The 26,648-nt window shown below is 71.3% G+C and carries 17 protein-coding genes; 5 read left to right on the top strand and 12 right to left on the bottom strand.

What is annotated here, in order from left to right; genetic code table 11:
* Nucleotides 1-161: 161 nt before the first annotated feature.
* From WG209_RS00805 to WG209_RS00845, 9 genes are all read right to left on the bottom strand, one after another.
* On the bottom strand, nt 162-2,351 hold the full coding sequence (locus WG209_RS00805) for a glycoside hydrolase family 57 protein (protein WP_337173083.1): 2,190 nt from the start codon (nt 2,349-2,351) through the stop codon (nt 162-164).
* A gap of 256 nt (nt 2,352-2,607) precedes the next feature.
* Nucleotides 2,608-3,150, bottom strand: a complete 543-nt coding sequence (locus WG209_RS00810) for a HEAT repeat domain-containing protein (RefSeq protein ID WP_337173084.1) — start codon at nt 3,148-3,150, stop codon at nt 2,608-2,610.
* A gap of 18 nt (nt 3,151-3,168) precedes the next feature.
* Nucleotides 3,169-4,440 carry an amidohydrolase family protein gene (locus WG209_RS00815; protein ID WP_337173085.1) on the bottom strand — a complete coding sequence of 424 codons (1,272 nt, stop codon included), beginning with the start codon at nt 4,438-4,440 and terminating at the stop codon, nt 3,169-3,171.
* A gap of 4 nt (nt 4,441-4,444) precedes the next feature.
* Complete coding sequence (locus WG209_RS00820; protein WP_337173086.1) at nt 4,445-6,583, bottom strand: ABC transporter permease subunit/CPBP intramembrane protease; 2,139 nt, start codon at nt 6,581-6,583, stop codon at nt 4,445-4,447.
* A complete protein-coding gene (locus tag WG209_RS00825) occupies nt 6,580-7,344 on the bottom strand; it encodes an ATP-binding cassette domain-containing protein (RefSeq protein ID WP_337173087.1) in 765 nt (254 codons plus the stop codon). Before WG209_RS00825 ends, WG209_RS00820 begins: the two co-directional genes overlap by 4 nt.
* Entirely contained in the window at nt 7,341-8,444 is a 1,104-nt protein-coding gene (gene mqnC / locus WG209_RS00830) for a cyclic dehypoxanthinyl futalosine synthase (protein ID WP_337173088.1), read from the bottom strand. The genes WG209_RS00825 and mqnC overlap by 4 nt, the downstream gene beginning before the upstream one ends.
* Nucleotides 8,404-9,231 (bottom strand): menaquinone biosynthesis protein, encoded by an 828-nt coding sequence (locus WG209_RS00835; protein ID WP_337173089.1) that lies wholly within the window; start codon nt 9,229-9,231, stop codon nt 8,404-8,406. The genes mqnC and WG209_RS00835 overlap by 41 nt, the downstream gene beginning before the upstream one ends.
* Before the next feature lie 77 nt (nt 9,232-9,308).
* Complete coding sequence (locus tag WG209_RS00840; protein WP_337173090.1) at nt 9,309-12,695, bottom strand: serine/threonine-protein kinase; 3,387 nt, start codon at nt 12,693-12,695, stop codon at nt 9,309-9,311.
* A 125-nt stretch (nt 12,696-12,820) separates the two neighbouring features.
* Nucleotides 12,821-13,921 carry a glycosyltransferase family 4 protein gene (locus tag WG209_RS00845; protein WP_337173091.1) on the bottom strand — a complete coding sequence of 367 codons (1,101 nt, stop codon included), beginning with the start codon at nt 13,919-13,921 and terminating at the stop codon, nt 12,821-12,823.
* Between the two features lie 142 nt (nt 13,922-14,063).
* Here WG209_RS00845 and WG209_RS00850 point away from each other — a divergent pair, with 142 nt between their 5' ends.
* From WG209_RS00850 to WG209_RS00865, 4 genes are all read left to right on the top strand, one after another.
* Nucleotides 14,064-15,041 carry a MoxR family ATPase gene (locus WG209_RS00850; RefSeq protein ID WP_337173092.1) on the top strand — a complete coding sequence of 326 codons (978 nt, stop codon included), beginning with the start codon at nt 14,064-14,066 and terminating at the stop codon, nt 15,039-15,041.
* Between the two features lie 79 nt (nt 15,042-15,120).
* Nucleotides 15,121-16,578: a DUF58 domain-containing protein gene (locus tag WG209_RS00855; RefSeq protein WP_337173093.1), complete on the top strand. Its 1,458-nt coding sequence runs from the start codon at nt 15,121-15,123 to the stop codon at nt 16,576-16,578.
* Nucleotides 16,575-18,839, top strand: coding sequence for a DUF3488 and transglutaminase-like domain-containing protein (locus WG209_RS00860; RefSeq protein ID WP_337173094.1), 2,265 nt, complete (start codon nt 16,575-16,577; stop codon nt 18,837-18,839). Before WG209_RS00855 ends, WG209_RS00860 begins: the two co-directional genes overlap by 4 nt.
* Before the next feature lie 26 nt (nt 18,840-18,865).
* The gene (locus WG209_RS00865) at nt 18,866-19,564 is read left to right on the top strand and encodes a hypothetical protein (RefSeq protein ID WP_337173095.1); all 699 of its coding nucleotides are present in this window, start codon (nt 18,866-18,868) and stop codon (nt 19,562-19,564) included.
* A gap of 7 nt (nt 19,565-19,571) precedes the next feature.
* Here the strand turns inward: WG209_RS00865 and WG209_RS00870 are convergent, their stop codons facing one another.
* Entirely contained in the window at nt 19,572-20,351 is a 780-nt protein-coding gene (locus WG209_RS00870) for a hypothetical protein (RefSeq protein ID WP_337173096.1), read from the bottom strand.
* Nucleotides 20,352-21,304: 953 nt separating this feature from the next.
* Here WG209_RS00870 and WG209_RS00875 point away from each other — a divergent pair.
* The gene (locus WG209_RS00875) at nt 21,305-23,380 is read left to right on the top strand and encodes a carboxy terminal-processing peptidase (RefSeq protein ID WP_337173097.1); all 2,076 of its coding nucleotides are present in this window, start codon (nt 21,305-21,307) and stop codon (nt 23,378-23,380) included.
* Nucleotides 23,381-23,477: 97 nt separating this feature from the next.
* Here WG209_RS00875 and WG209_RS00880 read toward each other — a convergent pair whose 3' ends face one another.
* Together WG209_RS00880 and WG209_RS00885 are read right to left on the bottom strand one after the other, a co-directional pair.
* Nucleotides 23,478-24,434 carry a D-2-hydroxyacid dehydrogenase gene (locus WG209_RS00880; protein WP_337173098.1) on the bottom strand — a complete coding sequence of 319 codons (957 nt, stop codon included), beginning with the start codon at nt 24,432-24,434 and terminating at the stop codon, nt 23,478-23,480.
* 73 nt (nt 24,435-24,507) lie between these two features.
* Entirely contained in the window at nt 24,508-26,178 is a 1,671-nt protein-coding gene (locus WG209_RS00885) for a S41 family peptidase (RefSeq protein WP_337173099.1), read from the bottom strand.
* Nucleotides 26,179-26,648 lie beyond the last annotated feature (470 nt).

Here is a 26,648-nt window from a genome sequence, read left to right on the forward strand (position 1 = left end):
AATTCGCGACCCGTCGCGCGGGCCGACGGCCCTGGAAGGCCCATCCGAACTCCGGAAGCCGCCTCGCTCGTCCCCCCCTCATCGGGCCCTTCGGGCCACCTTCCCCCTCCAGGGGGTTAGGCTGTTATCTGGAATCGTCGTCGGCCGGCTTCGCCCGCCGCTCAGACCTGCCAGAGAATCCGTTCGAAATCCGGCGAAGGGGTCGTCAGCTCGAACACCCCTTCGCGGGGGGCGCGGTCGAGGCTGGATTCGCCCTGGAGCAATTCGACGTAGAAGCGGATCGGGTCGCCCGGCGACAGGCCCAGGCGCTCGAAGGGGACGGACATCTCGAAGATCGCGCCGCAGGCGGCGGCGACCGTCGAGCCGTTGGCCGTGGGGTGGCCGGCGTGGTTCAGGTAGCCGACCGGGCGCGACCGGGAGGGGGCGACGACGATCACCTCGCGCTCCGCCGGGTCGACGAACCCGATCCGCAGGCGGTCGATCGCCGCGAACCGCTCGTCGGCCCGGCCGCCGTCGGCGTCGACCCGGATCAGCAGCCGATCGGCGTCGAACCCGAACCAGACCACGTGCATCAGCCCGCGCGTCACCAGTGTCATCGTGCCGCGGTCGTTGCCGCAGACGTAGCGGGCGCCGTCGATCCATTCGAAGTAGGTCGACCGGCCGTCGATCTTCGCGTGCAGGAAGCTGCGCGGCTGCTCGTTGAGCGCTCTCGGCGCGGCGGCCCGCGAGATGGCCTGGAACAGCGAGCCCGGCGGGTCGCAGCCGAGGAAGGCGTAGACGTTCCGCAGGTGCTTGCGGAAGAGGTGATCGAAAAGCGCGTCCTGGGCGCAGGAGTGGTCGTCGCCGTACCACCAGAACCAGTCGGAGCCCTCCGCGATGTAGATCTCCTCCCACGCGCGGGCCAGGCTGTCGGCGTCGTGCCGGCCGGTCGCCTGCTCGCGAACGAGGAACTCGCGGGTCTCGTGGAGCGCGTCCCAGCCGGCGTTGTCCTCGGAGTGGCCGACCCAGATGGCGAAGTTGTGGCTGATCCAGCTCCCGGCGAAAAGGTGCTGGAGGGTGTCGGCCGGCGGATGGTCGCGCAGGTGCTCGCCGACCTTCACCGGCCGGATGCGGGGGTCGCGGACGGCCCCCTGGTAGAGCGAGCGGAGGAACGAGACGCCGCCGTCGGGGTAGTATTCCCAGCAGTTCTCGCCGTCCAGGACCACCGGGACGATCGTCGCGTGGTTGCCGTGGCAGGCGTCGCCGATGGCGTGCAACTTGCCGAGGAAGTCGCCGGCCGCGACCGGCCCCGGGCTGCGCTGGTAGTGGAATCCGACCTGGTCGGACATCGAGTGGTCGCGGAAGACGATCCCGAGGTTCGCGTCCCCCTCTCGGACGTTCCAGCCGCGATAGAGCAGGTCGGGCCGGCGGACGTGCCCCCGGCCGTCCCGGCCGACGAGCCCGCCGGTGGAACACCCGAGGATCTCTTCATCCGTGGCGATCCACTCGATCCCGTTGCGCGCGAGCAGCGGGATGAGCGCCTGGCAGACCGAGCCCTCGCTGGGCCACATCCCCCGCGGGGGCGAGCCGAAGCGTTGGGTGTGGCTCTCGACGGCCCGGCGGACGTGGACCTCGGCGTCCTCGGGGTAGCCCTCGCGATAGGCGGGGAGGGCGACCTCGGGCATGGCCTCGCGCGCCAGCTTCTTGTCGAGGAGCAGGGGGAGGATGGGGTGGTAGTAGGGCGTCGTGGTCAGCTCGACCTGACCACGCTCGGCGAGCTTGCGGTGGAGCGGGACGACCTGGGCCAGCAGCTCTCGCTGCCTGTCCAGGAGCCACTGCTTGTCTTCCTCGGTGTAGTCCCGCCCGCGGCGGCGGAACTCGTCCAGCTCGGGATCCTTCTCGAAGAGGAGGGGGTGGAACCACGTCAGGTTGGACCAGACCTGGAGGTCGCGGACGTCGCGCGGGCGGAACCGCGTCCGGGCCTGCTCGGCGCTCTGGCTCCACGACGACCGCGCCATGTACAGCTCGTGGTAGCGAGGGTGGGGCCGGATCATGGTGTCTTCCGACGCCATGAAGAAATTGTCGAGCAGGAAGTACAGGTCGTCGCGGTCGAGGTCGTCGGCCGGGGCCCGCGAGACCATCAGGTGACGGTCGGTCGCGCCGGCGACGTAGGCGTCGAGCTGGTGGAGCAGGCTGGGGACGAGGTTGATCGTGCAGCGGAACTCGGGCACCTCCTCCAGGTGGAGGGCCATCCCGAGATAATCCTTGGTCGCGTGCAGGCGCACCCACGGCATGGGGTTCTCGCCCGTCGCGTCGTCCGGGTAGTACGGCTGATGCTGGTGCCACATCAAGGCCAGCGCGACTTGCGACATCCCGCGTCCCTCTCGCCCGTGGAGTGGCCCCGTCCCATCCCTGGTTCCGGCGGGGAAACCGTACTAAGGCTCGGAATCCCGGGCGGCGGACTTGAAGCGAACCGGGTTTGTCCCGCCGTCGGCCAACCCCGGACCCATGCCCTCGGCGGACTGGCGTCGGCCTCGACGCGCCCGACCTTCCCCGGCAGGGGTCGATTCGCTTGCCCGATGGGCCGATCCGCGAGCCGGGTTGTGTCGCGACGCCGGCCGGGTCGGTTCATTCTCCTTCGAGCTCCGATTCCCGCCGTCGAATCTCCTCGGACAGCGTCTCCAACACCGCTTCAACCTCGGCCCGGCGATCGTCGTCCTCTTCCGCGCCCTCTCGCAACCTTTTCGCCAACTCGGAACGACTCGCGACCAACGCATCGACGGCCATGTCGCCCGCCGTGGCTTCCAGGATCATCGCCGCCTTGCACCTCACTTCGAAGCTGTCGTCGAATAGAAACGCGAGCATGTCATGGAAATGATCCTTGCAGTCCAGGCACATCATGGCGTACATCAGGCTTCCCCGCCTCCCCGCCGTCCTCGCGTCCTTGAGCAATTCCATCAATCTCGGCCTGGCCTGCTCCGCCTGGAGTTCGCCCAGCGCGTACGCGACCGCCCCCATCGTCGCGAGGTCGCCGGCTTCGAGGAGTTTCAAGAGCGACGGGACGGCGTCGACGCGCGCCATGTCGGCCGCGTCGAACGCCGCCTGTTTCACGACCTCCGGGTCGCGCGAGCCCAGCCGCGCGACGATGCCTTCGCCGTCGTCCACCGGCACCTCCCTCGTGACTCGTCGTTAGATCCCCTGCCACGAGCCGGCGACGAAGTCCCCCTCGAACATGGTGGCGACCACGGGGAGGTCGGATTCGAGCAGGAGCATGTGCGGATCGGCCTCGTCGCGGTCGGGGAGCTTGACGACGGCGAGGTCGGCCGACTTGCCGGGGCGGAGCGAGCCGGCGGCGGTCTCGGCGCGGAGGGCCCAGGCGCCGAAGAGGGTCCCCATCGTGAGGATGAGTTCGCCCGAGAGGGAGTCGTCGCTGGCGTGGAGGAAGCGCATCTCGTCCAGCACGCTCAACGTCGGGCTGGACGCCAGGCTGTCCGTCCCCAGGCAGACGATCGCCCCCTTCTCCAGCAGGGCGCGGTAGGGGTGGGCGTGATGGCCGAAGCGGGCGTTGGTCCGGGGGCAGAACGCCACGGCCACGCGCCGGCCGTTGCTCGACGCCTGGGGCCGGAACTGCCAGAAGTCCGACGGCTGGATGTAGGTCCCGTGGGCGACGAGCCAGTCGGCGTCGCGCAGCTCCCCCTTGCGGATGTAGTCGGCCGGGCGCGGGCCGATGGGATCCCATTCGTCGTCCCAGGCGCCGATCTCCTCCAGGAACGCGCGCAAGGGGCCGTCGCGATGCTCCAGCAGGCGGAGTTCCTCGGGCATCTCGGCGAGGTGGGTCGTCAGCGGGAGCCGGCTGCCGGCCGCGTTGTGGTACAGCCATCCCGCGGTGCTGTAAGGGGCGTGCGGCGACAGCCCCGGCCGCGCGTTGGCCGCGACCTGCCCCTCGTGGTCGATCGTCCCCAGCCACTTCCACGCCTCGCCGCTGGTCTGGAGCCCGCGATGTCGCTTCAGGCCGATGACCTCCGCGAAGACCACGGCGCGCGTGGGGGCCGCGGCGATCGCCCCCCAGCTCATCCCGGCCGTGGTGATGTCCGCCACCAGCGTCGTCCCGGCCTCGATCGCCGCCGCCAGGTTGCGCTCGACGTTGCCGGCGTAGGAGGGGGCCCACTCGCCCGAGATCCGCCTCAGCGTGACCTCGCGCAGCCACGCGACCTCGTCTTGCGAGGACCCAGGGGCCGGGGCCACGTCCCCCGGCATGCGCGAGAGTTCCAGGTGGGTGTGGGCGTTGACCAGCCCGGGGATGATCGCCATGTTCCCCAGGTTCAGGTCGGCGGCGCGCTCGCGGGCGGGGCCGACCCACTCGATCCGGCCGCCCTCGATCGCCACCACGCCGTCGGCGATCGGCGGACCCTCCACCGGGAAGACGTAGCGCGCCCGGAGGCTGATCGCCCCTCGCCTCATCTCATCACGCCTCCCCGACGTCCGGGCGGTCGTACTTCCAGAGATGCAGGACCAGCGCCCCGACGACCACCCCCCCCACGACGACCCACGGGACATGATATAGCCCGTTTTCGGCGTCGCGGTAGACCCAACCGGCGGCCCCGGCCCGCTCCAGCGTGGCGATCCACGCGCCGGTGGCCACGGCCAGGCCATTGTTGACGGCGTGGAACGCCACGCCCGGCCAGAGGCTCCGGCTCCGCACCGCGATCAGCCCGATCAGCACGCCCAGGATGGCCGCGTGGAAGAACTGCTGGAACAGGCTGAGGAAGACGTGCAGCAGCCCGAACAGCAGCGCCGACAGCACGATCGCCGACCGCGTCCGCCGGCCCGTCCGCAACCCCGACAGGATGAATCCCCGGAACGCCGCCTCCTCGCAAATGGCCGGGACGAGCGCGAAGACCGCGATCGCCAGCGGCAGCGGCGTCTCGCCGAGCAGCAGCGATTCGAACACCGACTTCGTGGCGTCCGACAGCGGGAACGCCCACCGCACCAGGCGCTCGAACTCCGCCGACAGCGGCTTGACCGCCACGGCCGCCCCGATGGCGATGGCGAAGTACCGCCAGGCCGCTCGCCGCAGCCGCAGCGTCCCGGCCGGGTCGGTCGTCAGCAGGAACGCCATCGCCAGCGGGACCAGAAGGATGATCGCCTGCCCCGCCGCCACCACGCCGAGCCCCCCCGCGCCGGTCGACAGCACGACCTGCGCGAACAGCCACGACGCCGTGATGATCAGCGCGAAGCAGAGCACCGCCTGGGCCGAGGTCGGCCGCGCGGCGCGGTCGCGGATCACGCCCCGCAGCCACGAGCCCAGGCTGAACCGCTCGGATTCGCGGAACAGCACGCGCTCGTCGTTGAACTGCTCCACCGCCCACCGCAGCGCCAGCCAGGCGTAGATCACCGTCGGCAGCAGCACGGGGACGAAGTAGCGGAAGGCCGTGGCGTAGTCCCCCACGATCAGGGCCCGCAGCAGGAGCGCCACGCCCGTCACCGGGACGAGGCTGTAGAAGGCGTTCAGCTCGATCCCCGGCGCCATCGTCATGAAGATCAGCGGCAGGCAGACCAGGTAGAGGGGCGTCATGTAATACTGCCCCTCCTTCATGCTCCGGGCCATCGCCGCGACGGCCAGGCAGATCGCGCTGAAGAAGGCCGCCAGCGGGACCAGCAGGACGACCATCCAGAGCGCCGACTGCAACGTCGGCGGCGCGAGCGCCGCGGCGGCCTCGCCGGCGCCGTCGCCCCCCCCCATCGCGGTGGCGCGCCGGGCCAGTTGCAGGCCGGTCAGCCCCATGCTCACGAGGTTCAGCACGGCCGTCGTCACGCTGGCCGCGAGGACCGCCAGGAACTTGCCGACGACGATCTCCGCCCTGCCCGCGGGGCTGATGAGCAGGGTCTCCATCGTCCCCCGCTCCTTCTCCCCGGCGCACAGGTCCACCGCCGGGTAGAACGCGCCGGTCAGCGACATCAGCACCAGCAGGAACGGGAAGATCCGCCCCCAGACACTCCCGCCGATCTCCTGCGTGGTGGCCGCGTCCAGGCCCCGCACCTCGATCGGCTTCGCGTAGCCTTCCGGGAGCTTGTCCTCCTTCCGACGCTCCTCCACGATGCCGCCCTTCCAGCGGTCGAGGAGCTCGCGGAGGCGGAGGTACGTCACCTTGCTGTTCTCGTCGACGCTCCGGTAGTGGATCGGGATGGAGACGTCGGCGCGCGCGGCGAACTGCTCCGGCAGGTCGGCCGGGACGACCATCACGGCCGAGGCGTCCAGCTCGCGCACGGCGTACTCGCGGAACTCCGGCGTCGCCCACCGGCCGGCGTCCGGCTGGATCTCCACCGAGAGCCGGGCGGCCTCGGCGGGGGAGTCGAACAGGGCCGGGTTGAAGCCCGTGCCGTCCGGGGTCAGCAGCGCCGGCTCCTTCGGCAGCCGGTCGGCCCCGACCACCACCACGATCCGCGGCTTCTCCTGCAACGCGGCGGCGAACTGGAGCACCCCCGCGCCGATGATCGGGTAGAGCAGGAGCGGGAAGACGACCACCATGAACAGCGTCCGGCGGTCGCGGAGCTGGTCCATCCCCTCTCGCCGGAAGATCAGGAAGACGTTCGCCCAGTTCATGACGCCGCCCCCGCGCCGGCCTCGGCGTCGGCCTTCTCGATGAGCGCGAAGAACAACTCCTCGACGTTCGGCTGGCCGTGGGTCGCCAGCAGCTCGTCGATCGGCCCCTGGGCCTGGAGGCGGCCCCGGTAGATCACGGCGACCCGCGAGCAGAGCCGCTCGACCTCGCTCATGGAGTGGGTCGAGAAGACGACGGTCTTGCCCATGTCGCGGAGTTCCAGGATCTTGTCCAGCACGGTGCGCTGGACCAGGACGTCCAGCCCGGAGGTGGGCTCGTCGAAGATGAGGACCGGGGGGTCGTGGACGATGGTCCGGGCGATCGAGACCTTCTGCTTCATGCCGGTCGACATCTTCGAGCCCAGCACGTCGCGGAAGTCGTCCATGCGGAGCCAGTCGAAGACCGTCTCCATCCGCTCGCGGAGGGCGTCCCTGGGCATGCCGTAGAGCCGGCCGAAGTACTCGACCAGCTCCCAGGCGGTCATGCGGTCGTAGATGCCCGTGCCGGCCGACATGAAGCCGATCCGGCGGCGGACCTCCTCCGGCGCGGCGACCACGTCGTATCCGGCGACGATCGCCCGCCCGGCGGTCGGCTTCAGCACGGTGCTGAGCATGCGCAAGGTCGTCGTCTTGCCCGCCCCGTTGGGGCCGAGCAGGCCGAAGATTTCGCCGGGGCGGCATTCGAACGCGACGTCGCGCACCGCCTCGACCCAGCCGCGGCGGGCGTCGTGGAACGACTTCCCCAGGCGCTCGACGGCGATCACGCCACGGCCCCGGCGAGGGGGGCGGGTGCCTCGTCGATGTACTCGTAGAAGACGTTGCGCTGCCGGGGGACGTATCCGATCTCGGTGATGCAGCGCTTGATCTGGTCGAGGCTCAGGTGGTGGACGGTGCCGGCCGAGGAGACGACGTTCTCCTCGATCATCAGGCTCCCCATGTCGTCGGCGCCGAAGAACAGGCCCATCTGGCCGATCTTCGCCCCCTGCGTGACCCAGGAAGACTGGATGTGCGGCACGTTGTCCAGGTAAAGCCGCGTCATGGCCTGGGTGCGGAGGTACTCGAACGCCCCGGCGGGGGGAACGTCGGCCATGTCGGTGTTCTCGGGCTGGAACGTCCAGCAGATGTGCGCCGTGAAGCCGCCGGTCTCGTCCTGGAGGGCGCGGACGCGGTCCAGGTGCTCGATCCGCTCCTCGATCGTCTCGACGTGCCCGAACATCATGGTGGCCGTCGACTTGCCGCCGAGCCGGTGCCAGACGCGGTGCACGTTGAGCCAGTCCTCCGTGTTCACCTTGCCGCGGGTGATCGCCTTGCGGACCCGGTCCACCAGGATCTCGGCGCCGCCGCCCGGGAGGCTCCCCAGGCCGGCCGCCTTCAGCCGCTCCAGGATCGTCTCCAGCGGGAGCTTGGCGACCTTGGTGAAGTGGTAGATCTCCGGGGCGCTGAAGCCGTGGACGTTGATCGACGGGAACTCGGACTTGATGTCGCGCAGCAGCTCCTCGTACCACTCCAGCTTGAGCCGGGGGTGGAGGCCCCCTTGCAGGAGGATCTGGTCGCCGCCCAGTTGGGCGGTCTCGCGGATCTTGTCGAAGAGGACGTCGCGGTCCAGGACGTAGGCGTCGGCGTCGTCGACCTTGCGGTAGAACGCGCAGAAGTCGCAGACGGCCGTGCAGACGTTGGTGTAGTTGATGTTGCGGTCGATGTTGAACGTGCGGAACGGCCCGGGGTTCTTTCGCCGGCAGACCTCGTCGGCGGCGCGGCCGAGGTCGAGCAGCTTGGCCCCCCGGAGCAGGGCGACGCCCTCGTCGAACGTCAGGCGTCCGCCGTCAGCGGCTCGCCGCAAGGTCTCGGGGGCGGTGGAAGACAAGGTTCACTCCTCCGGGCGCGAGCCCCAGGCGCGCGGCCATCTGGGCGAAGCGCCTCAGGCCCGACAGCTCCGGCTCGCCCAAATCATAGGATAGGACGCGGGTGAGGTAATCGTAGCACGTCGCGAAATCCAGGCCCAGCCTGGGGCCGTGGATCCGGGCCAGGTCGTCGGCGTGGGCCAGCCCCTCGGCCCGGCAGCGGGCCAGGGCGTCCGGGAGGTCCCCCAGGTCGGCCCCGGCGCGGACGACCCAGAGCGCGAAGACGAACGGCAGGCCGGTCAGCTCGCGCCAGGCTTCCGCCAGGTCGACCACCGCGTGGAACGGCGAGTCGGGGACCTTCATCGCCCGGTCGCCGATCACCAGCACGGCGTCGGCCGTACTCTCCAGCGCGGAGACCCCCAGCGGCAGCGTCTCGATCACGCCCGGCCGGACGCCGTGCCGCGCGTCCAGCCAGACTTGCGCCAGCGCCTGGCTCGTCCGCGAGCCGGCGTCCAGCGCCAGGCGGTCGATCGCCCCGAACGGGACCTTGCTGAAGAGCTTGACGCTGCGCACCGGCCCGCGGGCGCCGATCGCGAACCCCGGCAGGATCTCGTAGCCCCGCGAGGCCCCCCGCAGGTACTCCACCGAGGGGATCAGCGCCACGTCCAGGTCGCCCGAGGCCAGCCGGTCGGCGAGCCGGCTGGGGACGTCCATCTCCAGGCGGGCGTCGGGCGCGAACTCCTTGAAGCGGTGGTACAACGGCTTGGCGTTCAGGTAACTGACCGCGCCGACCCTCGCCGGGCTCGACATGCATCCCCCCTCCGATGTCGACCATTTCGCAGCTCGCGACATCGACGTCGCCGCCGTCGTTTCGATCTCTACCGAAATTATAATCCTTCCGGCGACGGCGGCAAGGCCGATGGCGACTCCGGCCCCGCCCACCACAGCCGGACGGTCCGGTCATGGCTCGCGGAGGCGAGCGTCCGGCCGTTCGGGCTGAACGCCAGGGCATTCACGCCCCCCTCGTGCCCGGTGAGCGTCAGGTGCCGCCGGCCGGTCGCCACGTCGACCAGCGTGATCGGCCCGTCCTGCCCCCCCACCGCGAGGATTCGACCGTCGGGGCTGAAGGCCAGCCCGCTCACCTCGCGGCGGTGCAGCTTGGACAAGCGGTCGCGGACCTCGCCTCTCTCCGCGTCCCAGAGCGTCACCGTCCCCCAGATACCTCCGGTGGCGAGCGTCTCGCCGTCCGGTGACCAGGCGACGCAGGCGAGGCCGGCCGAGGCGTCCAGCCGTCGCGCCTCGCGCCGCGACTCGACATCCCACAGGATGACATCGCCGTCCTCGCCGGCCGAGGCGAGCACGCGGCCGTCGGGCCGGAACGCCAGCCCACGGACGCTCCCTCCGTGGCCATCCACCTCCCCGGCCGGCGTCCCGGTCGCGGCGTCCCAGAGGCGGACCCGTGGGTCGCGCCCCCCCGAGGCGAGCCTCTTCCCGTCCGGTGACAGCGCCACGGCCCGCACCCGTCCCTCGTGGGCCTTCTTCAGGTGGTGGAGTCGCCGCTTCCCTTCGACGTCCCACACGAGAACGTCCCCGCCGAAGTCGCCCGTCGCCGCCAACCCCCCCGACGTCGAGGTCGCCAGGCACGACGGCCAGTCCTGGTGCCCCTCCAGCGCCGCCGTCTCCCCGCCGGTCGCGACATCCCACAGCTTCAGCAGCCGATCCCCCCCCAGGGTGGCGAGGGTCTTCCCCCCCTCGACGTATCCCACGCCCCAGGCCTCGTCGGCATGCGCGTCGAGGACCACGGCCGGCTCGATCGGATCGAGGTGCCAGACGACGATTTCCCCCCCCGAGAGCCCGACGGCGACATCGCGCGACGAGCCGTCCAGGAAGGCGAGCGACGAAGTCCACTCCGTCAGCCCGTCGATCCGGGCGACCTCGCGACGACTTTCGAGGTCCCAGAGGATAACCAGGCCGTTGTAGCCGGCCGCCAGGGTCATCCCGTCGGGCGCGAAGGCCAGGCAGGCCACGCGGTCTCGATCTCGTTGCGGCGCGGGGAGGGTGAAAAGGATCTCGCCTTCGAGCGGCTCGCGGATCTGCACCACGCCACGGAGAGTCCCCGTCGCGATCGGGCCCCCGGGCGCGGGCGAGGCCGCCAGCGCGGGGCCCAGCGGCTCAGGGATGGAAACCAGGGGCCAGCCCACGGTCGTGTTCCGGCGTTGGGAAGCGTGCCAAACTTCGAGGATGTGATGGGCCCCCGTCGGCCCGCCGCGTCGCAGCGCCACGATCCGATCGGCGCTGCTGACGGCGAGGACCTCCGCCCTGGGCACTCCCAGTAGCCGCACCTGCCGCTCTCCGACGCCCCGACCCATGACGGTGACGCGCGGGATGCGCGCCGAACCGATCCCCACGACCAGGCGACTCCCGTCGGCGGACTCGGCGATCGTCGAATCCCTCAGCCTGCTCCTCTCGATTTCCAGGCGAGTCTCCCAGGTGGAGAGATCGAAGGTCGTGATCCTCGGCATCTCATCCTCCTCCGAGTAAGCGATCGCCGTCCGCCCGTCTGAGAGGATGGCGACCCTCAGGCAACGCCGCGGGATGGGGAGAGGACCTTCGAACCGGAACACCGGCCTCGCCGACGCCGGGTGGTCGATGCTCCACAGGCCGTCGCCGCGGTACGACGTGACGGCGAGCAGTTTACCGCCCCCCGCGGCGAGCGATCTCAGCCCGCCCGACGTCAGTTCGTCGAGGAGCGTGCATTCGCGACGCGACTGCCGCCAGAGGTAGTGCCAGGCGAAGTCCCGGCGGTCGGGCTCGTCGGAGCCCGGCCGCGGGACGAGCCCTCGCAGGGATCTCTGGGCCTGGATCGTCTGGCCCCGCTCCAGTTCTTGCTGGGCCAGGACGAGGACGGCCGCGTAATTGGCCCCGCGTTCCGCCTCGGTCTTCTCCTCGGCGCGTTCCAGGGCTGCCCGCGTCCGGGCCTCTTGCCGCTCGGCGATGCCGCGGGCGATCCTGGCCACGGTGTTCGCGTGGTTCAGGTCGTCGACGACCCGTCGCAGCGTCAGCGAGTACCAGACGCTGGCGACCAGCGTCGCCGCGCCCATGACCAGCAGGGCGGCGGCGGCCGGGTTGCGCGCCGACCACCGCGCCAGGCGGCGGGCCCGCCCCAGCGGCCGGGCTCGCGTCGGGAGGCGGTCGAGGTATCGGGCCAGGTCGTCGGCCAGGGCCCCCGCGTCCGTGTAGCGCCGGTCCGGCCGCTTCTCCAGGCATCGCATCGCCACGGCGTCCAGGTCGCGCGGGATCGCTCGCCGTAGGGATCGCGGCGGGGCGGGGGGGGCGGCCACGACGGCCCGCATCAGCTCCCACGTCAACTTGCCCCGGTGCGGCTTGCGGCCGGTCAGCAGCTCATACAGGATCGCCCCCAGGGCGTAGACGTCGGTCGCCGGGCCGATCGACTCGCGGCGCATCTCGATCTGCTCGGGGGCCATGTACGGCGGCGTCCCACAGGCCCGCGCCGCGGTCGACTCGCCGACGGGCGCGTCGGCCAGGCGGGCGAGGCCGAAGTCGGTCACGCGCGGCGTGGGGTCGCCGTCGGGTTCGCCCGGCCCCGCCGGGTCGATCATCACGTTCTCAGGCTTCAGGTCGCAGTGCAGGACCCCCCGGGCGTGCATGTGCTCGATCGCCCGCGCCAGGGCCAGCGCCAGCCGCGCCGCCGCGCGAGGATCGGCCGGCGCTCGCCCCTCGTTGATCCATCGCCGGAGCGTCGGGCCTTCGCAGTAGGCCGACGCGATGTAGCAGACGCCCCCGGCCTCGCCGACCTCGAAGACGGGCACCAGGTTCGGGTGGTCGAGCCGCGCCGCGGCGTGGGCCTCGCGGAGGAAGCGACGGCGGACGTCGGGATCCGACAGCGCGTCGGCCCGCGGGACCTTGACCGCGACCCGCCGGCCGATCGTCGAGTCGAAGGCCCGGTAGACGATCCCGTACCCTCCGCGGCCCAGCTCCTCCTCGATGATGAACCGCCCGATGGCCTCGCGGGGCGGCGACGCTGAGCCCTCGCCCCCGGAGCCGGACGCGTGCGTCAGCGTCCCCGGCGCCGACCCCGTCGGCCGGAGCGTCCTGTCGAGCATGTCGAGCAGGTTTCGCAGGCCCTCGGCGTCCGCGCCCCCCACCTCCGCCGGGTCGGGAGGCGTCTCCCCGCGCAGGAGAGCTTCGTCATACCGGTCCAGCCATTCGGCGAGCGAGAGTCGGCTTCCGGGCGTCGGCTCCGTCTCGTTCACGACGCCCCGCCCCTCGCGGCCACGGGATCGGCGGATCGTCGCATGCGGCACCCCCGGCGCTTCCCCACGGTCTTGACCTCGCGGTCATCCATCCGACGCATTTTATCCGAGCCCGGCACGAACGATCAACCGCGGGGGGGGCCAGCGTCGGGGGGCGACGCGGCGGCCTTGCGGTAGAGGGCGGCGAGCTTGTCGGCCTCGGCGTCGATGTCGAAGCGGGCGCGGAGGTCGGCCTGGGCGGACTCGGCCATGGCGCGGGCGGCCTCGCGGTCGTCCAGCAGGCGGGCGATCGCGTCGGCCAGGGCGGGGGCGTCGTCCGGGGGCACCAGCAGCCCGGAACGGCCGGGGCGGATCAGCCCGCGCAGGCCCCGGACGTTCGTCGCCACGCTCGGCACCCCCTGCACCAGGGCCAGCGTCAGGGTGCGCCCCGCGCTGGGCTCCAGGGCCGGCTGGCAGTAGGCGTCCAGGACCGACCACAGCCGGGGGCCGACGAGGTCGAAGTCGGCGACCGTCACGCGGTCCTGGATCTTGAGCGCCTGGGCGTGGCGGCGGACCTCGATCGAGTCTCCCCCCTGCACGGCGAGGAGGAACTCCACGTCGCGGCCCCTCCCCAGCACCAGCGCCGCGGCCTCCAGGAACGGCGCGAAGCCGGTCTCCCCCATCGGCGGGCCGGCGATTCCCACGACCGGCACCGCGCCGCCGCCGGGGGGGCGGGGCAGGGGCTCGGCCACGACGCCGGGGGGGACCACCGCGATGAAATTCGGGGGGACCCCAAGCTCGCCGATCAGCACGTCGCGCAGCTCCTCGCTGGAGGCGACGAACGCGCGCAGCCAGCGACGGCTGACGCGCAGGCCGTCCTCGGCGACGAGGAAGTCGTCGACGGTCTGGAGGTACGGCACGCGCCATGTCTCCGCCAGGGCGAGGGCCACGTCTGCCGTCTCCTCGTGCAGCGCGTGCAGCACGGCGGGGCGCGGGGAGGCGCCGTCGCCGGCCAGGCGGCGGACCGCCAGGGCCTTGATCCAGGGGCGGCCCAGCGCCGGGACGACCGTCACGCGGGGGTCCTCGCGGCGGTCGGCCCGGCCGGTGCAGACGACCCGCGGGGCGATCCCGCGCCGCTCCAGGCGGTCGAGCAGCGGGCCCAGCGGCCAGCCGTCGTCGTCCAGCCCGAGCCGGCCGGCCAGGATCGTCACGTCCATCGGGGGCGAGGCCTCGTCTCCGTCCGCCACCGTCCCCCTCTCCCCCGGAAACCGGGACGTTCTTCGGCCCGCCGCTTGCGGGCGTTGGATCCGCGAGCCGCGTGGATTATAGTGGCAATCCGGACCGCCCCGAGCCCGACGACCGCGCCCGAGCCCTCGACGAGCCCACCGAATGACCCCATCGCAAACGACCGATGTCGCGCCCACGGCCCAGGAAGATCTCTACGCGCTGACGAGCCGGCTGCTGGAGAACGTCGGCCGGGTGGTCCTCGGCAAGCCCGAGTCCATCAAGCTCGCCGTGGTCGCCCTGCTCGCCCAGGGGCACGTCCTGGTCGAGGACGTGCCCGGCGTCGGCAAGACGCTCCTGGCGCGGGCCCTCGCGGCCAGTATCGACTGTTCCTTCCGCCGAATCCAGTTCACTCCCGACCTCCTCCCCTCGGACGTGCTGGGCTCCAGCATCTACCACGCCCCCTCCGGGGAGTTCGTCTTCAAGCCCGGCCCCCTCTTCGCCAACGTCATCCTCGCCGACGAGATCAACCGCACCACCCCCCGCACCCAGAGCGCCCTGCTGGAGGCCATGGCCGACCGCCAGGTCTCCGTCGAGGGGGCAACCTACCGCCTGGAGCGTCCGTTCATCGTCCTGGCGACCCAGAACCCCTACGAATTCGAGGGCACCTACGTCCTGCCGGAGAGCCAGCTCGACCGCTTCATGATCCGCCTGCGCATGGGGTACCCGATCCGCGCGGAGGAGAAGCGGCTCCTGAACGACCACCGCTCCGGCGAGCCGGTCGACGACCTCAAGCCCGCGCTGACGGCCGCCGAGGTCGTCCTGCTCCAGGAGGGGACCCGCAAGGTCCGGGTCGACGACTCGATCGCCGACTACCTGCTCGACCTCGTCCACCTGACCCGCCGCAGCGAGGACCTGCACGTCGGCGTCAGCACCCGCGGGGCGCTCACGCTCTACCGCGCGGCGCAGGGGCTGGCGATGGTCTCCGGCCGCGACTTCGTGGTCCCCGACGACGTGAAGACGCTGGCCGTCCCGGTCCTGGCCCACCGCGTCGTCGGCAAGTCGTTCCTCCAGGCCGGAGAGTTCGGCGCGGCCGAGGCCATCATCCGGGACATCGTCGATCGGGTGAAGGTGCCGACCTGACCTCGGCCGACGGGGGCGGGGGTCGGCGCGGGCCCGGCGGGCGGAGCATCGGCATCGACGCGGCGGGGGGGATCGAGCCATGATCGCGGACGACAGGGCCGGGGCGCCGCGATCGCGGCGGCGACGACGACGGGCGGGGGGGCTGGCCCGGGGGCTGATCCAGGCCCTCGCGCCGACCGAGCGGGCGATCGTCACCCGCGAGGGCTTCGCCTACTTCGGGGTGATGCTGGTGCTGCTCGCCGCGGGGATGCTCCAGCAGATCAACCTCATCCTCCTCGTCGCCACCACCGCGGCCGGGCCGTTCGTGGCCTCCTGGTTCGGCAGCCGGGCCATGCTGCGGCGCCTGGCCGTCCTGAGGCGCAGCCCCGGCTACATCTTCGCCGGCGACCCGCTGGTCGTCGACTACACCCTGGAGAACGACCGCCGCCGCATGCCCGCGCTGGCCCTGTTCGTGGAGGACCGGCTGGTCCCGGCCGAGCGCGGGGCGGCCGCCGGGGCCACCCCCCTGAAGGTCTTCTTCCCGCGCGTCGTCGCCCGCGACCGCGCCCGGGCCCGCTGGCGGGGCGAGTCGCCCCGTCGCGGCAAGTACCGCTTCCAGGACCTGGACCTCGGCACCAGAGCGCCGTTCGGGATCGTCGAGCGCCGGGTCACGATGCCGATGCCCGACACGCTCCTGGTCTACCCCCGGGTCGGCCGGCTCTCCCGGCGCTGGTTCCAACTCCAGCGCCAGGCCAGCGAGAACCGCCAGGGTCGCCGCCACGACCGCTCCGCCCAGCAGGAGGAATACCACGGCCTGCGCGACTACCGATCCGGCGACAGCCCGCGCTGGATCCACTGGCGCACCTCCGCCCGGCGGGGCGAGCTGATGGTGAAGGAGTTCGAGCAGCAGAACGAGCAGGACCTCGCCATCCTGGTCGACCCGTGGCTCCCCCGGACGAAGGTCGAGCCCGAGCAGCGCGAGGCGGTGGAGCAGGCGATCTCGTTCGCGGCGACGGTCTGCCTGGAGACCTGCCGCCGCCAGGGCCGCCGGATCGTCCTGGGCTGGACCGGCCCGGTGCCGGGCGTCATCCAGGGCCCGGCGTCGGTCAAGCTGCTGCACGAGCTGCTGGAGCAGCTGGCCGTCCTCCGCCCGGTGAACGAGGGGGGCCTCGCCGAGCTGATCGACGTCCTCCCCCCCGCCACCCTGCGCGACGCCCTCCTGATCGTCGCCGGGGCCCGGCCGCTGAACCTGCTTGAGGAGGCCGAGCGCTCCTCGCGGCTGAACCCCACCGCCGCCCGCGGCCTCTCGGGGCGGGTGCTGGCCTTCAACGCGGCGCAGGGGGACCTGGACGGCCTGATCGAGTTCGACGAGGAGGAGACGCGGGGCCTGCTCCAGCAGCGGCTCTCCGCCGCCGAGGCCGACCGCTTCGCCACCCAGGACGAGCGCCGGCGGGGCATCTTCCCGGCCGAGCCCGACGACGACGGGGTCATCATCGAGGAGACCGTGACGCCCGACGGGCCCCCCGCCTGGCGCGCGCGGAGGGGGGGCGGGTCGTGAACAGCTACCTCGTCTATCGGGCCAGCTTCTACCTCATGATGACGGTCGCCACGACCGCCCTTTGCGCCGACACCAGCGACGACCGCGGCGGCTGGCTCCTGCCCCCCGTCGTCGCCGCCGCCGGCCTGGCCGCCTTCCTGACCGTCGACCGCAAGCCCGAGTGGTCCCTCCCGCCGTCCCTGGCCACCCTCCTGGCGGTCGGCTCGCTGGGCCTCCTGTACTTCGAATACTCGCTGGACGACACCCAGCTCATCCGCTGCCTGGGCCACTGGCTCGTCTCGCTCCAGCTCATCAAGTACTTCCTCCCCAAGCGGGTCGAGGACGACTGGGTCCTCTTCCTGGTCGGCCTGATGCAGGTGCTCATCGGCGCCGTCATCAACATGGGCGACCGGGTGGGCGTCTGGCTGTTCCTCTGGGCCCTGCTGGCCATCTGGGTGCTGGGCCAGTTCTTCCTCCAGCGCGAGTCGCGGCGGTTCCTGGCGGCGGCCCCGGACGCCGGCGCCCCCCTGGGGGCCTCGGCCCGCGACCCGTACCGCGGCCTGTTCGACGCCCCCTATTTCTGGTCGACCCTCCAGATCCTGGCCCTCACGCTGGGGCTGGGATACTTCGTCTTCCTGCTCCTCCCCCGCCAGCAGGGGGTGACGCGGGCCCGGTTCGGCCCCACCACGGCGAAGCACCTCACCGGCTTCGACGAGGAGGTGATGCTCGGCCAGCTCGGCGAGATCCTGGAGAACGACACCCCCGTCATGACCGTGGAGTTCGCCGACGCCGACAAGGCCCCGGCCCGCCCCCCCGCCGAGCCGCTCTGGCGCGGCGTCACCCTCAACAGCTACGAGCGGGGCCGCTGGCGACGCCAGAACTACCGATCCCAGCGCACGTTCCCCAGCTACCGCGAGCGGACCGCGGCGCGACGGCCCACCCTCCGCCAGATCATCAAGCTGGAGGCGAACGACTCGCCCACGCTGTTCGGCCTCCGCCCGTACGTCCTCGCCGAGTCCGGCCATCGCCTGGGCCTCGGCCCCCAGTTCAACGCCGTCGACGGGACCATCTACCGCAACGACCCCCGCGGCGCGTATGACTACGAGGTCGTCTCCGAGCTGGACCCGTCCCTCCCGCAGGTCGGCGAGGATCCCCCCAGCGAGTCCCGCGTCCGCGAGGTGCTCCTGGACATCCCCGACGACGTCCGCGCCGCCCTGGAGCCCATCGCCCGGCCGATCGTCGCCGGGCATGAGGGCGACGGCCCCGACGCCGTCGCCGCACGCGCCCGGGCGCTCGAGGCATACCTGCACGACCCCTCACGCTTCTCCTACACCCTGGCGATGGACCGGGTCGACTACTCGCTCGACCCCATCGTCGACTTCCTGGTCAACCGCCGCGAGGGCCACTGCGAGTACTTCGGCAGCGCCCTGACGATGCTCCTGCGCTCCGTGGGGATCCCCTCGCGCATGGTCAACGGCTTCAAGGGGGGGGACTGGAACGACTTCACCCAGATCATGACCGTGCGGCAGAAGCACGCCCATTCCTGGGTGGAGGCCTACCTCGGACGCGACGCCGACGGCCGCCCGCGCTGGATCACCCTGGACCCCACGCCGGGCCAGGAGCGCGACGAGTCGGTCGCGCAGGTCGGCGGCCTCGCCTCGCGCTTCCGCGGCGTCACCGACGTGGTCCGCTACGTCTGGGTCTTCTACGTCCTGGGCTACGACGCCAACCGCCAGGCCAAGCTTTACAGCCCGGTGATCTGGGTGTTCCAGCAGGTCCGCGAGGGCTTCGGGATGCTCGGCGGCGCGACGCGGTCGGCGTTCTCCACGATGTTCGACTTCAAGAGCTTCCGCTCGTTCATCAGCCTGCGCGGGTTCGTCGTCTCGTTCTTCGTGCTGACGCTGGTGGCCGCCCTGTTCCGCGCGCTCGTCTGGCTGGCCCGGCGGATGTTCGCCTGGTGGCGGGGCCCGGCCGACGACATCCTGGGAAGTTCCGGCGTCCACTTCTACCGCCGCCTCGTCCAACTACTGGCCGCCCACGACCTGAGGCGGGCCCCGGCCGAGACCCAGAGCGAGTTCGCCACCCGCGCCTTCCGCCTCCTCCGCGGTCGCGATGAAAGCGGCGACGGCGACGCCGCGATGGCCGAACTCCCCGAGAAGCTCGTCGAGGCGTTCTATCAGGTCCGCTTCGGCCGCCGCGAGCTATCGCCCGAGACCCTGGCGGACCTGGAACGAGGCCTCGACCTCCTGGAAGCCCGGCTCGGCGAGCCCGCCGCGAGCTGAGCCGCCGTCCCGTTCGGGAGATACCCATGCGCGCCTGGCCGCGTCGGCTCATGCTCCTGGCAGTTATCACGGCCTCCCTCGTCGCGGCGGCCAGTTTCGGCGGCGCGCCCGCCGTGGGGACGACGCTCGTGGCGGGCAGCGCGGCGATCCTCGCGGCACGGACCTATCGGGAGGAGTTGGCCCGCCGGACGGCCGAGGGAGAAGCGTCGTCGCGACGCCGAAGGGCGGGGATGATGCTCCGCGCCTCGGCGCGCGCGACGACGATCCTGGGCGGCTCGACGTTCGCCTTCATGATCATCCTCCAGGGTTACAGGAGGCTCGCGGACGAGGTCTTCGCGATGAGTCATTACAGCGCCGCGCTGGAGCCCGTCCACATGGCCATCGGGACGATCATCGGCGCCGCCCTGGCCCTGCGAGTCGCTTCGGCCCTGGACCGGACGCTCGCCCGCGACCGGCCCCCGGGCATTCGCCGCTGGACCGCCCTCTGGCCGGTCGCCCTGGTCGGCGTGCTCGCCGTGAGTTGGGGCGCGCAGGAGATGAGGACACGCTCTTCGTTATGTCGCGCGATGTCGACCTACCACGCCGCCCGACGCGGGGAAGGCACTCGGCGCGACCGGGCCCTCCACGCCTGGCTGGCCCGATGGTACGAGAGGGCGGCGCTCCGGCCCTGGCTCCCGATCCACCCGGATCGGATCCCGACGAGGTTCGAAGGGATCGACTCGTGAGCCCGATTCAGAGCGGGGGGGTCCAGAGCAGGGCCCCCGCCCGGAGACGGCCGGCGAGGCCGCGATTGGCGTCGCGCAGGGTGGCCGCGGCGGCGCGCGTCCCGTAGACCCGCAGGGCGACGTCTTCCAGCGTCTCCCCCTCGGCGGCCACCGTCGATTCCGGCTCGCCCCGAGGGATCGCCACCACCTCCGGCTCGGGCTCGGGCTCGGGCTCGGGGGCTTCGGGCTCCGGCGGCGCTTCGGGCGCGGGAACGCGGGGCGGAGGGGGCGTGCGCCGGGGCGCGGGCGTGCTGGCGATCCGTACCTCGATCCGCTCTTCGAGCCGGGGCGCGGCGGCCGGCTTCACGACCCGGGGCGCCACATGGACCACCGGCGCGGGCGCGGGGGCCGGTGCCGGTGCCGGGACGACGGCAACCGCGGGCGTCGGCGCGGGGGGGCTGGGTTCCGGCTCCGGTATCGGCTCCGGCTCTGGCGCGGGCGCTGTGGTCGGGAGGGGCGTCGGCTCGACGATCGCGAAGACCTCCGCGGGGGGCGCGGGCCCCGGCGCGGAGTGCTCGGGCTCGGCCGCTTCCGCCTGGTCTTCCGACTCCACCGCGGGGGGGACCGCCGCGACCGTCTCGGGGGGCGGGGTCGGCTCCGGGGCCGCGGGGGCCTGGGCGGGAGCGGCGGCGGACGGAGGCTCCGCGAGGGCTTGCCCCCCGGCTGGTTCGAGCGGGCGCAGGACGACCGCGAAGAAGCAGACGATGAACACGCTCAGCAGCATGCTGGGGAGGACTTGGCGGTTCATGGTGCTCGGCTCAATGGGTGCGGGCGGGAAGGATCACGCCTCATCCTCCCTCATCGGCCACGCGCCCCCTCGGACTTGAACCAAACCGTCGTCCTCCTGGTGCAGGGACCTCGCTCGGGATCCCCTTCGGGACTTGTGGAGAACGCCGGTCCCTGTCGGACACGGCCATGGCCATTGCCGAAACCCCCCGACCCTGGCTTGTTCTGGAGCGCCTGCCCTTTCCCGGAAGCAACGCCGTCGGAGGCCAGGAATCTGGTGATTCCGGCGCGAATGGCAGGAACCAAGACCAGCGAAGTGGCACGCGAGCATCCCGGACAGCGAAAATTTTGTCGGTCGCAAATTGCTACTGAGAAACAGTTTATAGAGGTAATCTCGGATGTCGTCCGCCGGCTGACGTCGTCCGCCGTTTTCCGGGCTGGTTTTGTGTAGCACTACATTAGGCGGGGTTCTCGCTCTTGGGGCGTGGGGCGACTCGCGACGGCAGGAAGGCGCTTCGATCCGGCGAGAGGGGATTCGGCATCCTTAGGCCCAATCAACCCGTCACCGAAATCAGCCGATACATCCCGACGCGAGACGCGAAAACACATTCGAAAACGACGAACGAAGCCAACGCGGTTTCGGCGGAGGTCCCGATAGCTCATGAGTTTGCGTCTCGTGGAGGCCGACGTGGCGACGACGAACGAAGCCAACTTCGGGCCGATGCGCGGGAACGAGCGTGCGCGGCGAGGGTCGGGCGTTCGCGCGGTTTTCCGACGAACATTGCGGGGTCGGGTGGCGAAGGAATGTTAAATCTTCGCGAATGGCCCCGCCGACGATGACGGAGGGGGCGGTCGCGACGGATCGGCGGGTCGCGGGGGCGGCCTTGCCGGGATTCACCCCCAGGGCTAAGATTGGCCGATGGCCAGGGTCGCCTCCGTACTCCCCGCGGATCAGGCTTTCAGGAACACATCCCCATGCCGCGAATTGCCTTACGTCCACTCTCGCTGATCGGGCTCCTGTTCCTGATGGCCGCGATCGTGGGGGCCCAGGCCCCCACTCCGACCGACGAGGAGCAGGAGATCGCCCGCACCGTCGTCGCGCTGGTGGAGCGCGGTCACATGGCCCACCCGGTCATCGACGACGACATCGCGGTGAAGTGGTGCGACAACTTCCTCAAGGATCTCGACCCCCAGAAGAACTACTTCCTCAAGGCCGACGTCGAGGAGTTCAAGAAGGAAGCGACCGACCTGGACGACCAGGTCCGCCGCGGCGACGTGAGCTTCGCCCGCCGGGTCTTCGACCGCTTCCTGGAGCGCCAGGACCAGCGCTACAAGACGGTGATGGACCTGCTCGCCAAGCCGTTCGACTTCACGGTCGACGAGTACATCGTCGACGACCCCGACCTGCTCGACTACCCCGTCGACAAGGCCGAGGCCGACGAGCGCTGGCGCAAGAAGCTGAAGCTGGAGCAGCTCGGCTTCCGCATGGACGGCTCGCTCTCCCAGGATGAGATCGTCCAGAAGCTGACCGTCCGCTACCGCGATCGCAACCGGATCTTCCACCAGCTCGACTCCGGCGAGCTGCTGGAAATCTACCTGTCCAGCCTGACACGGACCTTCGACCCCCACTCGGCCTACCTCGGCCCCAAGAACCTCGAAGACCTCCTCAACCAGCAGCTCCACCTGTCGCTGGAGGGGATCGGCGCGTCGCTCGGCTCGGAGGACGGCTACGCGGTCGTCAAGGAGATCGTCCCCAACGGCCCGGCCGACAAGGACGGGCGGCTCCAGCCCGACGACAAGATCGTCGGCATCCGCAACGAGGACGGCTCCGAGACCAGCCTGATCGAGAAGAAGCTCAGCGACGTGGTCCGGTTCATCCGCGGCAAGAGCGGCACCGTGGTCAAGCTGATCGTCCAGACCGCCGAGGCGAAGGAGCTCAAGGAGTACGCCATCACCCGCGGCAAGGTCGAGCTGACCGAGCAGCACGCCAAGGGGAAGGTGCTGGAGGTCGAGGCCGACGGCCGCCAGGTCAAGGTCGGCGTGATCAACCTGCCGGCCTTCTACGGCGACACCATGGCCATCCTCCGCGGCGACCCGAACGCCGTCTCCGCCACGATCGACTGCCAGCGCCTGATCGACGAGTTCAAGGTCGAGGGCGTCGAGGCGATCGTCATGGACCTCCGCGACAACGGCGGCGGCCTGCTCGAAGAGGCGAAGACCCTCTCCGGCCTGTTCATCGACACCGGCCCGGTCGTCCAGGTGAAGGACGCCGTGGGCGTCAAGTCGCTCCGCGACGACGACGACGGGACGGCGTGGGACGGCCCGCTGGTCGTCCTGATCAACAAGTCCAGCGCCAGCGCCTCGGAGATCTTCGCCGGCGTCATCGCCGACTACGGCCGCGGGCTGATCATCGGCGACTCCAGCACCTTCGGCAAGGGGACCGTCCAGAGCATCGTCAACATCGGCGACCTCGGCCGCCGCGGCGGCGACCGGGCGAAGAACCGCGGGGCGCTGAAGCTCACCATCCAGCAGTTCTACCGGGCCAACGGCGACAGCACCCAGATCAACGGCGTCGCCCCCCACGTCCACCTGCCGTCGCTCCGCGACTCCATGGACGTCGGCGAGGGCAAGATGGACTTCGCCCTGAAGTTCGAGAAGGTCGACCCGCTGCCGCACGAGAAGTGGAACCGCACCCCCGACGACCTCGTCGCCGCCGTCAAGGCCCGGTCCGCCGCGCGTCGCTCGGACGACCCCGGCTTCCAGAAGCTGGAAGGCCGCATCAAGCAGTACCTGGACCGCAAGGCCAAGCACCAGATCCCGCTCGAGGAGGCCAAGTTCAAGGCCGAGTTCATCCCCGACGAGGAAGAGAAGGCCGCCGAGGAGAAGGAGAAGAAGGACAAGCGCGCCAAGAAGAAGTACAACGAGCGCGAGGCCTGGGTCCCCGACTTCTACAACGACGAGATCCTCCGCATCGTCGGCGACTACCTCACCCTGGGCTCCAAGGCCCTCGCCGCGGCCCCGGTCAAGGCCCCCGTCGTCATCAACGACTGACCGGGACGACCGACCTCGGCGAACGCCCCGAGGCAAACCTCGTCGCGAGCCGGCCGGACCCCCGGTCGGCTCGCGGCGTTTCGAATCGCGTCGGACTTCAGCCCACCACGTTGGTCGGCTTCCCGGCCGCGAAGGCCGCGACGTTCGCGACCGTCGCCTCCATCAGCCGCTCGCGGGCCTCGCCCGTGGCCCAGGCGATGTGCGGGGTGATGACGCAGTTTTTCGCCTTCAGGAGCGGGTTGTCCGGCGCGATCGGCTCGCGCGTGACCACGTCCACCGCCGCGCCGGCGATCGTCCCGGCGTTCAGGGCGTCGGCCAGGTCTTGCTCCACGATCAGGGCACCGCGGCCGGTGTTCAGCAGGTAGGCGGTCGGCCTCGCTCGCTTCAGGCGGTCGGCGTTCACCATCCCCTCGGTGGCGGGGGTCAGGGGGCAGTGGAGGCTGATCACGTCGGCCCGCTCGAACAGCTCGTCGAGGCCCACGGCCGGGATCGGGTCGGAGGGCTCGGGCGTCCGTCCGCTGGGGCGATGGGCGATGACCGGCATCCCGAACGCCTCGGCGATCCCCGCGACCTTCCGGCCGATCTGGCCCAGGCCCACGATCCCCATCGTCTTGCCCGCCAGCTCCACCAGCGGCGTCTTGCGGATCGAGAAGTCCGGCTGCGACGCCCACTCGCCCGCGAATACGGCGTTGCTGTGGACGCCCACCTGGAGCGTCAGCTCCAGCAGCAGCGCGAAGGTGAGCTGCGCCACCGAGTCGGTGCTGTATCCGCGAACGTTGGAAACCACGACGCCGCGATCCTTCGCCGCGGCGACGTCCACGCAGTCGAACCCGGTGGCGGTCACGGCGATGAACTTCAGGTCCGGGAGCTTGGCGAGGGTCGCCTCGCGGATCGGGCACTTGTTGACGATCAGGACGTCGGCCCCGGCGGAGCGTTCCAGCACGTCCTCGGGCGCGGTGACGGGGTGGTAGGAGACCTCGCCGAAGGGTTCGAGCCCGGACCAGGCCCGGGGGTCGTCGTTGAGCGTCCGGCCGTCGAGGACGACGATCTTCACGGTGGGGCTTCCTTCGAAAAGAGAAGGCCCCCGGGGGAGGCCCGGGGGCGGGGTGGGGGCTGGGCGGGCGACGTCAGCGGGCGGACGCCTGGGCCCGCGACGACTCGTCGGCGGCGCGGATGGCGGCGGCCAGCACCGGGTCGGTGCGGGGGTCGCCGGTCGGGGGGTCGTCCAGGGCCTCGGGCTCGGCGCCGTCGACCGGCCGGGCGACGACGTGGGGCTTCACGGGCATGTCCGGCGTCACCCCGCGCTCGCTGTAGGCGCGGTCGAGGGGGGAGTAGAACTTGGCGGTCGTCAGCTTGAGCCCGGCCGGGGCGGAGCGGAGCGAGAAGATGCTCTGCACCGACCCCTTGCCGTAGGTGCGGTCGCCGACGATCACGGCCCGCTTGTGGTCCTGCAACGCGCCGGCGAGGATCTCGCTGGCCGAGGCGCTCTCGCGATCGACCAGGACGTACAGCGGCATCCGCCATCGCGCCCGGCCGTCGGCCTGGAAGACCTGCGACTGCCCCGAGGCGCGGCCCCGGGTGGAGACGATGACGCCGGTGTCGATGAAGCGGTCGGCGATGTCGACGGCCACGTTCAGCAGCCCGCCGGGGTTGCCGCGGAGGTCCAGCACCAGCGTCTTCATCCCCAGTTCCGTCAGCCCGGAGAGCGCCTGGTCGATCTCCTCGGTCGAACTCTTCTGGAAGCCCGAGAGTTGGACGTAGCCGATGCCGCGAGACTCGTCGACGATCGTGGCCCGGGTGACGCTCTCCACGTCCACGTGGCGGCGGACCAGCCGCAGGACGGCCACGCTGGAGTCGCGCTTCAGGACCTCGAGATCCACGCTCGACCCCTCGGTCCCCTGGAGCCGGTTCGCCGCCTCGTCGAGCCCCAGCCCCTTGACCGGCTGGCCGGCGATCTTGACGATCTGGTCGCCGGCGACGAGGCCCGCCTCCCACGCCGGCCCACCGCGGATCACGCCGACGAGCTTCAGCCCCTCGGGCGTCCCCTTCAGCTCGACCCCAAGGCCGACGAAGTTGCCGTCGATCATCGCGTACAGGTCTTCCAGCTTGTCGGGCGTGAGGTAGCTGGTGAAGTCGTCGAGCGCGTCGCACGCCCCGTAGGTGAACTCAAGGAGGATCGGCGTGGCCTCGATCCCCAGCCCGTGGCGGCCGAGGTCGGCGGCCTGGAGCGCCAGGGCGACGGCCGACTCGCGGTCGGCGACCGCCAGGCGGGTCCGCAACCCCTTGTACTGCTCGCGGAGCCAGGCGATCCGGGCGGGCTCGGTCGTGGTGGCGTTGAGCTTCAGGAAGGTCGGGTCGCGGAGGGCCACCTCCAGGTTGTCCAGGCCGTGGCGGAGCAGGGGCTCCAGGCCGACGGAGTCGACGTAGAAGCTCTGGATCCGCTCCAGCACCTCGGAGTACAGGTCGGCGGACTGCTCGCGGGGCAGGCGGAGCAGGACGGACCGGAAGCTGGCGTCATGATAGCGCTTGCCGAGCTTGAAGTGCAGCTCGCACAGCCGCATCCGGCGACGGAAGTCGGTCCGGCTGGGCCACTTCGCCATCGCGTCGCGGTAGACCTCGATGGCCCCCGACCAGTTCTTCTCCCGCTCCCGGTCCAGCCCTCGCTCCATCGCGACGTCGGCGTCGGTCGCCGCGTCCTCGGCCTGGGCGGTCGCCGTCGTCGTCGCCGACTCGTCGCGCGGGGCGGCGGCCGTCGAGAAGGGGGCCCAGGAGAGAAGCAGGGCGAGCAACCAGGCCAAGCGTGGGTTCCCGATCCGGCGCATGGTCGACCGTCCTCCCGGGCGGAGGCGATGCTGACGCGGGTCGACCCGAATCCGGCGCGTAGAGTCCAGCGGAGATGAAGATGACGACGGACGGCGGCTCTCGGATGCGGCCCTGACGGTCATCCTGTCGCGGAAAACTGGCGCTGATCGGGGGTTGCGTCTCCTCGCACCGCTCCGTTGTTGCAAATCAGATGGTAGTCAATCAGTCTGGCGGTCACGACGGACGCCGAGGCCGGAGGCGAACGCCCGGCTCGCGATCGGTCGCTGGCGAGGGGGATCGGCTCCTCCGGCCCTCCCCCGTCGCTCCGAATTATATCACACGGGGAAATGACTCAAGGACGAGAATCCTCCGCCCGACGCCCCCCCCGCGCGACAGTCGTTACGGCGACGAGGATTGCTCCGTCCGGGCGGGCTGGACGTGCTAGGATGACGCGGGGGATCGGGGC

It is taken from the genome of Paludisphaera sp. (genome assembly GCF_037189885.1).
Taxonomy (GTDB): domain Bacteria; phylum Planctomycetota; class Planctomycetia; order Isosphaerales; family Isosphaeraceae; genus Paludisphaera.